This window comes from Nocardia exalbida NBRC 100660 (genome assembly GCF_000308575.1).
GTDB lineage: Bacteria > Actinomycetota > Actinomycetes > Mycobacteriales > Mycobacteriaceae > Nocardia > Nocardia exalbida.
Map to the genome: position 1 here is coordinate 1 of NZ_BAFZ01000157.1, position 12190 is coordinate 12190.

Annotated in this window: 8 protein-coding genes and 1 pseudogene; 6 read left to right on the plus strand and 3 right to left on the minus strand. The window is 70.8% G+C overall.

Translation table 11 applies throughout. The features are described 5' to 3' along the window. Positions 1 to 855: pseudogene (locus tag ON29_RS36220) on the minus strand (hypothetical protein); the annotation flags it as partial. Between the two features lie 598 nt (positions 856 to 1453). Between ON29_RS36220 and ON29_RS30510 the strand changes: the two are divergent. The 5 genes from ON29_RS30510 to ON29_RS30525 all read left to right on the plus strand — a co-directional run bounded on the left by ON29_RS30510 (position 1454) and on the right by ON29_RS30525 (position 6909). After that, positions 1454 to 2710 (plus strand): hypothetical protein, encoded by a 1257-nt coding sequence (locus ON29_RS30510; protein WP_157172949.1) that lies wholly within the window; start codon positions 1454 to 1456, stop codon positions 2708 to 2710. Between the two features lie 144 nt (positions 2711 to 2854). After that, positions 2855 to 3007 carry a hypothetical protein gene (locus tag ON29_RS36225; protein WP_157172950.1) on the plus strand — a complete coding sequence of 51 codons (153 nt, stop codon included), beginning with the start codon at positions 2855 to 2857 and terminating at the stop codon, positions 3005 to 3007. 50 nt (positions 3008 to 3057) lie between these two features. Next, a complete protein-coding gene (locus ON29_RS30515; RefSeq protein WP_040871639.1) occupies positions 3058 to 4281 on the plus strand; it encodes a serine hydrolase in 1224 nt (407 codons plus the stop codon). A 167-nt stretch (positions 4282 to 4448) separates the two neighbouring features. Next, a complete protein-coding gene (gene trpB / locus ON29_RS30520; RefSeq protein WP_051175781.1) occupies positions 4449 to 5690 on the plus strand; it encodes a tryptophan synthase subunit beta in 1242 nt (413 codons plus the stop codon). 76 nt (positions 5691 to 5766) lie between these two features. Further along, positions 5767 to 6909 (plus strand): metallophosphoesterase, encoded by a 1143-nt coding sequence (locus ON29_RS30525; RefSeq protein ID WP_085994974.1) that lies wholly within the window; start codon positions 5767 to 5769, stop codon positions 6907 to 6909. Positions 6910 to 6936: 27 nt separating this feature from the next. On the opposite strand, the gene ON29_RS30530 is transcribed toward ON29_RS30525, so the two are convergent. Together ON29_RS30530 and ON29_RS30535 are read right to left on the minus strand one after the other, a co-directional pair. Then, a complete protein-coding gene (locus ON29_RS30530; RefSeq protein WP_040871640.1) occupies positions 6937 to 8592 on the minus strand; it encodes an alkaline phosphatase D family protein in 1656 nt (551 codons plus the stop codon). A gap of 57 nt (positions 8593 to 8649) precedes the next feature. Continuing rightward, entirely contained in the window at positions 8650 to 11268 is a 2619-nt protein-coding gene (locus ON29_RS30535) for a LuxR C-terminal-related transcriptional regulator (protein WP_040871641.1), read from the minus strand. Positions 11269 to 11493: 225 nt separating this feature from the next. On the opposite strand from ON29_RS30535, the gene ON29_RS30540 reads away from it, so the two are divergent. Continuing rightward, positions 11494 to 11907, plus strand: coding sequence for a DUF7144 family membrane protein (locus tag ON29_RS30540; RefSeq protein ID WP_040871643.1), 414 nt, complete (start codon positions 11494 to 11496; stop codon positions 11905 to 11907). Positions 11908 to 12190 lie beyond the last annotated feature (283 nt).

Consider the following 12190-nt stretch of genomic DNA (forward strand, 5'->3'; position numbering starts at 1 on the left):
GTTGGGTCCGATGCAGTTCTTGCCGGGGACGTGGGGTGTGTATGGGGCGGACGGTAATGGGGACGGGGTGGCCGATCCGCATAATGTGTTCGACGCGGCGTTGGCGGCGGGGAAGTATTTGTGTTCGGGGGGTTTGGATCTGCGGGAGCCGTCGCAGGAGTTGCGTGCGGTGTTGCGGTACAACAACTCGATGGCGTATGCGGCGAATGTGCTGAGTTGGGCGGCGGCGTATCGGACCGGGGGTTCGCCTACGCAGGTGCGCATCTCGCCGGACCTGATACCGCCGGGAGCGGCGGCCCCGGTGGATCCTCGTTCCCCGATGACTGCGGTGACCACGGCGGTGCCCGCACCCGTGGAGTCGCCGCGGGCGCCCGCGCCCGCGCCGCGGCAGCAGGCGCCGACGCAGGTGATGCTCACGCTTCCCGGTCTGCCGCCCATTCCGTGCGGCATCTTCTGCCCGCCGCCGCCACCGGTGAATCCGTGCGTCGCGCAACCTGTTCCCGCGCCGATGCCGCAACCGGGGCAGCCCGGCATGGCGCGCACACCGCTCGCGCCCGGGCAACCGTACGGCGCGGCGCCCGGGCAGCTACCCAGCCCCGGCGCGAACAGCCCCGAAGCGGACGGCAACCCGACCGGCAACGCCGGACCCGCCGACGCCCGTGGCGCCGAGTGCACGCAACCCGAGACCGAGGCCGCCACCGGCCCCGCACCTGTCGCCCCGGAGCCGAACACCGGACCGCGCGACTCCGAACCCGCTATCACCACACCGCCCGCGCCGGAACCCGAGCCGGTGCCCGACGCCGAACCCGCGCCCACACCGACACCGCCGCCCGGAATCACCCTGCCGTTCGGCATCGTCATTCCTCTTCCGGGCCCACCCCCGCCCCGCCGGCGGGCTGACTCCGTCCCCTCCGGTAACCCGCAGGTTCTCGCGGCGCGCGCTCTGCGCCCAGCCGACGGTCCATCCACGGTGGGCCGCGGCGCCGGTCGCAGGGGGCGAAGAGGAGTTGGTCCGGGACGGGCGATGCCGCGACGTTCGCAAACGTCTGAGCGCGACGCCATCCGGCCTGATTGCGCCGTAGTTCTGGGGGTCGTCGTGCCGAGGCACAGTGACGTCGCCGTCGCGTGGGAGATCGTCCCGGGAACGGCGTCGAAGGATTTCGTCACGATTGGGCCCATATCGCGACGCTGCCTCGAAGCCGTATCCGGACCGCCCGAACCGACGTATTCTGATCGGTAGCTATCGCGTGGCATCTGCCAGCGGCGCCGAGGAGACCATTCACCTCCGGGCACGCCCGCGCCTACCGGTCAGGGCTTGCCGTCGTGGTCTTCGAGGGCGTCATCTCGTGCGGCGGACGTTCGGCGAGCGTGTGGCCCGGATCCGAACCCGGGCCGATCGTCGGCGACCGCCGTGCCGAACCCCGTCCGAGACCGGTCGAGCAGAGGTGATCCCATGAGGGCCACAGTCGGAATATCAGCAGAACAGGCCGTGGTGCGCGGGGTGATGCTCTCGTCCACGGCGCAGCGAGGCACCAGGCCGGACGTGCTGCGGGAGATCGAGCAGCCGGTCGAGCACTCGACCGCCGCATCGGTGGCCGCCACACTCGAAGCGTTGACGGCCGAGGCCGAGGGCGGCACCGAAATCGATGACGTCGCCGTGGCGTACCGAACCGTTGCGGAGCGGCGAGCAATCGTGTCGCAACTGTCATCGGCATCGTGGCGATCGTCGTCGCTCGTGTCGGCGAAGGCAGCGCTGCTGGCGATGATCGAGGACCTCCCCGGCCTGGCGCAGTACGGCACCGTGCTGGTGCTCGAGCTGGTCGGTTACCACACGTCCTATCTCGTGACCGGTCCGGAACGGAACGGAATTCTCAGCTGCGGCGGGTGGTCGTCCGGTGTCGTCGACGCCGATACCGCGGGCCTGGCGATCGATCGAATCCGGTCGGCGGTGGCGGCGGATGGGCTGCTGCCCGACGCCGTGGTCTTGTGCGGCTCGTCGGCGGGTGACCCGGACGTGGTCGCCGCGGTGCGGCTCGCGCTCGCCGTACCCGTCATGGTGGCGCCCGACCATGCCAACGCCGCCGCCTACGGCGCGGCGCTGGTCGCGGCCGCTCCGTTCCGGAGCGCACCGGCGGCACCGGCGGCGGCCGGTCGCCGCCATGGCGGCCGTGTGATCCTGGCCGGAGCGGCCGCGGCCGCCCTGCTGGGCGGAGCGGCGATCGCCGTCGTGCAGGCGCGCGAGGACCGCCCGGCCGATGCCGCGATCGGCGGGCCCGCGCAGGCGCCCGTTCCCGGCGCTCAGCTCGCCGAACCGAATCCGGCGGCGGTGCCCCCGGCGCCCGCGGCCGAGCAAGCCCCGGTGGCCGTGTTGCCGGAACCGGCAGCCACTCCCGAGCCGTATCCCGAACCGCCGATCCCACCGCCACCTCCGCCGCATCCGGCGGCGGAGGCCCAGGTGCCCATCCCGCCCATCCCGCCTCCCGTACCACCGCCCGCGGAGCAGCAACCGCCGCCGCACCCGCGCAATCCCACCCCGACGGAATCGCTCGAACCGACCGTTCCGGCGCCGGCCACCGCCGCCGCGCCCGACGACACCTACCTCTTCCCGGGCGAGTCCCCACCGCCTCCCTGGAACGCCGACCAGGCCACCGTGCAGGCGTGGTGGGACAACCACTGGAAATTGAAGGAGAGCTGGCTGCACGGCCGCTGATACATATCCCCTGAGACGCGCTCGCGCCGAGCCCGTTCCCACTTCCGGCGCGGGGACCCTCGGCGCGACTCGACTTTCGACACGAATATCGACAACGACACCACGCGCCAGGAGACCTGGCGCAGACCGTCCGGGTCCGGGCGGGTGCGCTGGAGTCACTACCCGGGCGGCAACACGGGACTGCTCACAGCCGGATTCGACGATCCGGCGCGGGCGTGGATCGTCATCGACGTGTCCTGGGATCACCACACCGGCCAGGACCTGTTCGACCAGTGGTGGCAAGCGGCGCCCCTGTGAGGCGGCGCCGGGCACCGGCGGCTCCCGCCGACGGTGGATAAGCTGGCCGGGTGAGCGCACCAACGGCCGACTCGGTCGCTATCGTCGACGATCTGGAGTCCGTCACGACCCGAGGTCCGGAAGACGATCCCGCGGCGATCGGCCTCAGCCGCGCCGACGTGGAGTCCCTGTGGGAGTCGGTGCAGGCGTGGTACCGCCTGGGCAGCACTCCCGCGATCCAGGTCTGCCTGCGCCGCGACGGCAGGATCGCCCTGAACCGCGCCATCGGCCACGGCTGGGGCAACGCGCCGGGTGACGGGCCGGAGGCGACGCGCGTCCTGGCCACTCCCGACACGCCGTTCTGCGGCTTCTCGACGGCGAAGGGCGTGGCCGGTGCGCTGATGTTCATGCTCGTCGAGCAGGGTGCTTTCGCCCTCGACGATCCGGTGTCCGGCTACATCCCGGAGTTCGCGGCGAACGGCAAGGCCGCCATCACGATCGGTCAGGTGCTCTCGCATTCCGCCGGGATCCCTTTCGTCCCGGCTCCGTATCAGGGCGTCGACCTCGTACTCGACGAGGAATTGGCCGTGCGCGCGCTGGCCGATCTGGTCCCGAGCTGGAAGCCGGGACGTTTCCGTGTCTACCACGCGCTCACCCTGGGATTGGTGCTGCGCCTGCTGGTGCGGCGCGCGACCGGCAAGCGGATGCGCGAGCATCTCGCCGAGCAGGTGCTCGAGCCGTTCGGATTCCGCTGGACCAACTTCGGCGTGCGACCCGAGGACCTCGGCAAGGTCGTGCCGAGCGTGAAAACCGGTCCGGCTCCCTCTCGGACGGCGAGCTATCTGGCGCGCAAGGCGGTCGGCGGGCGAATGGACCGTGCGTCGCGCGCGGCGACCGACGCGTTCCTCACCGCCGAGTTGCCCTCGGGCAATCTGATCACCACCGCGTCCGAGTTGTCGCGGTTCTACGAGATTCTCGTCCACGGCGCCCCCGACGGCCGCCGCATCGTCCGGAGGGAGACGCTGGAGGAGGCGGTGCGCCCGGCGCGCTGGATACCCGGTGTCGCCGGACGCGTCAGCCGAGCCGGCTTCGAACTCGGCGGGCGCAGGTCGAAATTCGGCCGTGACACCGGATCGCATTTCGGGCGTAGCGGATTGACCACCCAGTACGGCTGGGCCGACCCGGCTCGCGGGCTGTCCGGTGCGATCCTCACCAGCGGCAAGGCCACCACCGATACCGAGCGACCGTGGCGGCTGGTCGCCCAGGTCTCCGCCACGGTGCCTGCCGGCCGGTAGCCAGGGCGAGGTGCCCGGCCGGATCGATCGCCTCCACCAGTGAGAACACCTTAGCCATCCGAAGGATTTAGTCTGTTAACTCGCTTGTTGCCAACCCGTCGGGTTGTGCTAGCGCTAGCGGAACAGACTGACCCGTCGGCTCTTTGGCGGTGAAAGCGTTGGTGTTGATGAGGATTGACCATGACGTGGCGGTGAGCGGATCCCGTCACGAGATGTTTCCCGACGAACGCGGGCGGTTCGGCGTGTTCGGCGGCAGATTCGTTCCCGAGGGCCTGATGGCCGCGCTACTGGCCTTGGAGGACGCCTACCGCCTCGCCTGCGCCGACCCGGATTTCGTCGCCGAATACCGGGAGCTGTTGCGCGACCGCGTCGGCAGGCCCACGTTGCTGCACCGGGTACCGCGGTTCGGGGAGTTGCTGGGTGTGCCGGGCGCCCGGGTGTATCTCAAGCGCGAGGACATGGCCCACACCGGCGCCCACAAGATCAACAACGCGCTCGGGCAGGCGTTGCTGGCCCGGCGGATGGGCAAGAAGCGGATCGTCGCCGAGACCGGCGCGGGGCAGCACGGCGTCGCGGTGGCGACGGTGTCGGCGATGCTGGGATTGACCTGCGTGGTCTATATGGGCACCGAAGACATGCGGCGCCAGGCGTCGAACGTGGTGCGGATGAAGCTGCTCGGCGCCGAGGTCCGGCCGGTGGACAGCGGTTCGCGGCGGCTGAAGGAGGCGATCAGCGAGTCGGTCCGCGATTGGGTGGCCGATGTGGACACCACCCACTACCTGTTCGGCACCGCGGCGGGACCCGCGCCGTATCCGCGGATCGTGCGTGATTTCCAGACGGTGATCGGGACGGAGACCAGGTACCAGATCGCACGCGCCGAGGGCAGGATGCCCGATTACGTGCTGGCCTGTGTGGGCGGCGGCAGCAACGCCATCGGGGTCTTCCATCCGTTCGCCGACGACCCTCGGGTGGCGCTGATCGGTGTGGAGGCCGCCGGGCTCGGGGTGGAGACCGGCGAGCACGCGGCGACCCTCTGCATGGGCAGCCCGGGTGAGATCGACGGCTCCTACAGCTATCTGTTGCAGGACGAGGACGGCCAGATCGCGCGCACCCACAGCATCGCCGCCGGACTGGACTATCCGGGCGTCGGTCCCGAACTCAGCCACCTGAAGGACAGCGGCCGGGTGCTCTACCGGGCCGCCACCGACGCGGTCGCCCTGCGCGGCATGCAGGCACTCAGCCACACCGAAGGGATCCTCGCCGCACTCGAATCCGCTCACGCCGTCGGCTATCTGATGGAGATGGCGGCGCGCGGCGAGATCCCCGCGGACTCGCTGATCGTGCTGTGCCTGTCCGGCCGTGGTGACAAGGATCTCGCCGTCGCCGCCGACCGGCTCGGTGTGGCGTGACCGCTGCTATCGTCGGAAACGCCCATGGCGCCGGAGAGGGACCGCGCGCTACACCCGCGCCCGAGGACGAGCCCTCTTGAAGTATGTGCCCCGCCTGCTGTTGTTCCTGGCGATTCCCGCCGTGCTGTTCCTACTGCCCTGGTGGACGCTGGTAGCCGCACCCACCGCGGAATCCGGCCCGCTGTTCTGGCTGGGTTCCGCGCTGTTCCTGCTCGGATTCGTCGGCTTGCCCGCGTCGATGTTCCTCGGTCACGGACCGGCCCAGTCGGATGCGGCCTCGATCGTCGGCGACACGTTGCTCGGCGCGATGTGGGTGCTGTTCAGCTGGTCGGTACTCGGCAATCTCGCGCGCGCCGGACTGACGGTCGCCGGGGTGGCCGACCCGGCTCGCTCCCGGATCGTCGCGGTAGGTGTGCTCGCGGCCGCGACGGTGCTGGTGGTGTGGGGTGTGGTCGAGGCGCGCCGGGTGCCGCGGGTGCGCACCCTGGAGGTGTCCATTCCGGGTCTGGGCCCCGCGCTGGACGGACTGCGCATGGTCGTCGTGACCGACACCCATTACGCCGCGCTCGACCGGCTGCGCTGGTCGGAACGCGTGGTCGAGGTGGTCAACGCGCAGCGGCCCGACATCGCCTGTCACGCGGGCGACCTCGCGGACGGATCGGTGGTGAAGCGGCACGCGCAGGTGGACCCGCTCGGCAAGGTCGAGGCCGAACTCGGCCGGTTCTACATCACCGGCAATCACGAATACTTCGGTGACGCCCAGGGCTGGATCGACCACATGACCTCGCTGGGCTGGCAACCGCTGCACAACCGGCACGAAATCGTGCGCCGCGGCGACGATCAGCTGGTGATCGCGGGCATCGATGATCCCACCGGCATCGCCTTGCCCGGGCACGGTCCCGACCTGCCCGCCGCGCTCGCGGGAGCGGACCCGGACGCGCCCGTCGTCCTGCTCGCCCACCAGCCCAAGCAGATCGCGGAGGCCGCGGCGGCGGGTGTGGCGCTGCAGATCTCCGGTCACACCCATGGTGGCCAGATCTGGCCCTTCCACTATCTCGTTCGCCTCGATCAGCCCGTCGTCGCCGGGCTGAGCCGCCACGGCGAGCGCACGCAGCTCTACACCAGCCGGGGGACGGGCTTCTGGGGGCCGCAGCTGCGGGTGTTCGCCCCGAGCGAGATCACGGTGCTGATCCTGCGTTCGGAGCCCGCGAGCGCCTGAGCGCCCGTGGCTGCCGGGGCGAGCTCGTCAACGGTGGCCGCGGTCGGCGCCTGCTCGACCGGCGGCGTCGGACGCGGGCGCCGGCGCAGGCGGATGGCCGGGACTCCACGCCTCGACGACCCCCGGAATGCCGTCCTGGACGACATAACCGGCTCGTGTGTGGATGGGCGCGCCGGGATGGCGGACGTAGGGAACGACGCGAAAGTCGTTGCGCCATATCCGGTGGTCGAGTTCGACCCGGACATAGCCGCGTTGCGCGTTGAAGAACTTGACGTCCGGGTTCGCCGCGAGCAGCCTGCGGCCTTTGTCGCTCAGGTCGGTTCCGTCGCCGTTGCTGGTGATCGAGGTGCCGGTGAATTCCGCCGCCACGACCGGTGATCCCGCATCGGTGTAGTCGCGCCGCAGGTCGGCGGCCTGGTTCTCGTGCCGGTCGCCGGTGATCACCACCAGGTTCGCGGCACCGCGGGTCGCCGCGGCGTCCAGTACGGCGTTGCGGTCGGCGACGTAGCCGTCCCAGGCGTCGGTGGAGACGCTGACCTGCGGGCCCGGGTCGGAATCGTTCTGGCTCATACCCACCTGGTTGCCGAGGACCTGCCAGCGCGCGGGGGAGCGGGTCAGGCCGTCGATCAGCCAATCCCGTTGCTGCGCACCGAGGATGGTGCGGCCGGGGGAGAATCGATCGGTGCAGCCGCCGACCACGGCGCCGCCGCATGCCTGCGGTGTGCGGTATTGGCGGGTGTCGAGCATGGTGATCTCGGCCAGATCGCCGAACCGGAAGCGGCGATGCAGCCGGATGCCCGCGGCGGACGGCAGCTGTGCCAGGCGCAGTGGCTGGTGCTCGTACATGGCCTGGAAGGCGGCGGCGCGGCGGCGGCGGAACAGGGCGGGGACGCGCCAGATGTCGAGACCGATGCCGGGCGCGCCTGCGGCCCAGTTGTTGTCGACCTCGTGATCGTCCATGGTGACCAGCCACGGGAACGCCGCGTGCGCGGCGCGCAGCGGCGGCTCCGATTTGTACAGCGCGTAACGCAGCCGGTAGCCGGGCAGGTCGACGGCCTCGTCGCGGAAGTTCGGCCCCATCGTGACCCCCGCCCGCCCGCGCACCCACGCCCGCTCGTAGATGTAGTCGCCCAGATGCACGACCAGATCCAGATCTTCCCGGCTCAGGTGCTCGTAGGCGGTGTAGTAGCCGGAACTCCACGACTGGCAGGAGGCGAAGGCGAAGCGCAGCCGCGCCAGGGCCTGCCCAGGCGCCGGGGCGGTGCGGGTGCGCCCCACCGCAGACATCGCCGAGCCCACCCGGAACCGATAGAAGTACCAGCGATCCGGCGCCAACCCGTGCACCTCCGGATGCACGCTGTGGCCGAGTGCGCGGGTGGCCACCGCCGACCCGCGCGCCACCACCCGGCGGAACTGCTCGTCGTCCGCCACTTCGTAATCGACCGTGACCGGATCCACCGGCATGCCGCCGAGGCCGTCCGGCGCCAGCGGGTCCGGTGCCAGCCGCGTCCACAGCACCACACCGTCGGGTGCGGGATCGCCGGAGGCGACGCCCAGCGCGAATGGATCGCCGAGCCGGCGCGGGGCGGGAAACCGTGCACTGCTCGCCGCCGCGGTCCCCGCCAGTACCGCGACCGACCCCGCGGCGCCGACTCGGAACAGTTCCCGACGTGAGAGAGCCATACATCAGCGTAAGGCCGCGCCCGAGGACGGGAAGGGGCCGCGAGCGGCGCTCCGGCGTCAGAGCAGCCCGCCCCGGCGCGCGTGGTCGAGGGCCTCGACCCGGGAATTGGTGCCCAGCTTGCCGTAGATGCCGCGCAGGTGCGTCTTGACGGTATTGACCGAGACACCCAGGTCCGCGGCGATCTGCTGAGCGGTGCGGCCGGAGGGCAATTGCTTGAGCACGGTCATCTCGGTGTGGGTCAAAGCCGGGTAGGCGGGCCTGCGGCGCGCCGCGGGGTGACGCCGGATCGTCGCCGCGAAGCTCTCCGCCCGGCCGAGCCGGCCCGCGTAACTGTCCAGCAAGGGCATCGCGGCGGGCACGTCGAGGAACGGCCGCAACAGCCGGTGGGGCGTGGCGGAACCGAGCGCGTTCTCCAGTGCGGTGAGGGCTTTGGCCGGCGCCCTGGACTCGTGTTGCGCCGCGGAGTACAGCAGCCATCCGGTGACGGCGCTGACCGGACGCAGGTCGCCGGCACGGTCGAGCAGCGGTTCGAGGACGGCGCAGGTCGCCTTGCGGCGATCGGCGGCGGCGTGCAGCGCCGCATCGGCCAACCGCATCTCGGGAAGCTCCCCGACGATGCCGCGGGCGCGTTCGACCAGCAGTTGCGCGGTCCTGGCGTCGTGCACGCGCAGCAGCGCCCACACCACCGGCAGGATCAGGCTGCCCGTCGTGGCGGGCACCGTCTTGTGCTCCAGCAGGACCAGCAGGCTGCGACGCAGCGCGTCGACCGCCGCGGACTGCTCCTGGGCCCGCTCGAGATCCAGCAAGCGGCCTATGACGTGGCCGCGCCATCCGGCGGCAGGGCCGCATGATCCGTCGTGATCGGCCCGCTCGGTGAGAACGGACGCGATCTGCGCCGCCTCGGGCGTCTCGCCTTGCAGGTAGGCGCCGTAGGCGGCCACCGACGTCGCCTGGACGGCGTCGGTCGTCCCCAGCAGCCCGTGTTCCTCGGCGATCGCCAGCGCACGTGCCGCGCGCTCGCGCATCGCGGTGGCGGCGTCGACGGCGTCGGCGGCGAAGGCCAGCCGGGTCAGGGCACGCAGCACCAAGCGGGGGCGGCCCGCGTGCTCGGCGAGTGCGAGCGCCGAGTGCAGCAACTGTTCGCCGCGAGCGACGGCGCCACCGGCGACGACGGCGGTGGCGATCTGGATCTCGGTGTACGCGTCGAGATCGGGGTCGCCGGTCGGCGAGACGCGGTCCGGGAAACCGGGGAGGTCGGCCCCGGTGGTCGCCGCGACGTCGATCGTCGCGGCGAGGGTGAGTGCGTCGAGCCGTTCGGGCGAGGCGAAGGAGATCTTGGCGGCGCGCCGCGCCGCAGCGGTGTCCAGGCACGCCACCGCGGTGGCGGTGCTGCCCGTGACGAGGGTGTCGACGACGCGCACCAGCCACAGGAACGGATCATCGAGCAGAGCGGGCGCCGAACGGGCCAGTTGATCGAACAGCGTCGCGCCCCTCCCGTCGAGAACCATGCGCAGCGCACACGTGGACAGGAATTCGCCCAGCTGATCGCGGTCCGCGCCCGCGAGCTGATGCGCAAGCGCGGCGGAGGGCAGCCCTGCGGACCGCAACCAGCGGGCCGCCCGGCGATGCAGTTCCGCGCACAGGTCCGGTCCGAGACGGCGGGCTTCGGTGAGGAAGTGGGCGCGTACCAGCGGATGACAGGAGAACCAGACCTCGCCGTCGCGCACGTCGGAATCGAGCGGGAAGTCGATCCGATCGAGTTCGTGCAGACAGTGCCCCGCGCCACCGCCGAGGAGTTCGTCGGCGAGCTGTTCGGTGAACGAAACCGGGATGCTGGTGTAGGTGAGGAACCGGCGCAGTGCGGGCGGCAGCGCCTCGATGAGCTCGCTCATCAGGAAATCGGCGACCGCGCGCGCCGGGCGCGCGAGAACGGTGAGCGCAGCGGATCGGTCGTCGGATCTCGCGGCCAGATGGGTCGCGGCGATGCGCACGAGGGCGGCCCAGCCCCGGGTCAGGGCGTGCAGGGTCGCGAGTTCGTCGCCGGTGAGCTCGCAGCCGTGGTCACGGCACAGCGCGTCGATCTGCGCCGGGGTGAAGGCGAGTTCACTCGGACCCCACCGGGTCAGTCGCGAATGCAGCTCGAGCACGTGCCAGCGCAGCGGCGGAGCGAAGCGGGCGCACAGCACCGTCGTCACGTTCGGCGGGGCATGCTGCAGGAAGTGCTCGATACCGGCGAGCGCGAGCGGATCGGTGAGCAGATGGGCGTCGTCGAGCACGAGAACCGTCGGCGTCGTGCGCGCGGCCAGCGTGTCGGCGAGCGCCGCTGCCTGCGCGGCCGGCGGGCCGGGGCAGGTCGGGTTCGCGATCTCGAAGCGGGCGTGCAGCACGGTCCACAGCGTCGTCGCGTCGTCGAGCTGCTCGGTGACGGTCACCCAGGCCACATCGGAGGTACCCGCGGCGTGCCGGGCGGCCCAATCGGCCACCAGTACCGACTTCCCGGCCCCGGCCGGTGCGCAGATCAGCAGCACGTGTCCGTCGCGGGTGCTCGACACGCCGTCGGCGGCGGCGTACAGATCGAGCCGGGGGATCGGGGTGAACGGCAACGCGGGTATCTCGGTGACGGATTCCGCCGCGGCGGGGATGGGGCGTAGAGCGGGGACGTGCGAGGTGGTCACCGTGCCTCCCGGGCCGTGTGCTGACAGATCACTACCACGCCTCGGTAGCGGAACTTACCCGGTGTGTAGTCCGCCTGATCGGATCGTGTGTGGTCGTTATGGAATTTTCATTTCGGGTGGCCGCGAAATATCGGAGTCACCCGAAACGGGTGAAGTGCCGGACGGTGGGACTGGTGGACATTCGGAAGACGCCTGTCCACTATTCCCCGAGAAAGGGGGCGACCGATGACGCACATGACCGAACCGGAGCCACACCCCGTCCGCCGTGGCATCGCGGCGGGTACGTCCATAGCGGCCGCGATCCTGTTGCTGACCGTCGGTGTGCTGTCGATCTTCGAGGGGATCTCCGCCGTCGCCGCGGACGACCTGATCGTCGTCGGCGCCGACTACGTCTACAAGTTCGACACCCCGACGTGGGGCTGGATCCACATCGTCATCGGCGTTCTCCTGGTCGTCGCGGCACTGGGTTTGATGACCGGCGCCATGTGGGCGCGGGTGGTGGCGATCTCCCTGGCCGCCCTGTCGATCATCGCGAACTTCATGTGGGTGCCGTACTACCCGGCATGGTCGCTACTGGTGATCGCGTTGAACATTGTCGTGATCTGGGCGGTCGCCAATTGGCGGCCGGAAGCCATCTGAGCGGACCGACATTCGCGGCCGCGCGCCTGCGCTCTCGGCCGGTACGAACTCCGCCGAACCGGCCTTCGGAGCGCCTCGCACCTGAAGCATGGCGCGGTGCCGGTCAGCGGGTTCCGGCTGGAGTGGGAGCCGGCTCGGCACTCGCGGTAGGGCGATACTGTTGCGGCCGCAGCATTCCGGCGAGCAAACTTGGTGATCTCTCGCAGAACTCGGGGTTTCCGCTGCCACCATAGGTGAGGTTGTGGTATCCACCTTCGAGATCGCACTACGAACTCGAAGGGAC

Coding starts and splice junctions, on each gene's coding strand:
- ON29_RS30540 (WP_040871643.1), top strand. CDS start 11,494: ATGACGCACATGACCGAACCGGAGCCACACCCCGTCCGCCGTGGCATC.
- ON29_RS30510 (WP_157172949.1), top strand. CDS start 1,454: ATGAGGGCCACAGTCGGAATATCAGCAGAACAGGCCGTGGTGCGCGGG.
- ON29_RS30530 (WP_040871640.1), bottom strand. CDS start 8,592: ATGGCTCTCTCACGTCGGGAACTGTTCCGAGTCGGCGCCGCGGGGTCG.
- trpB (WP_051175781.1), top strand. CDS start 4,449: ATGAGGATTGACCATGACGTGGCGGTGAGCGGATCCCGTCACGAGATG.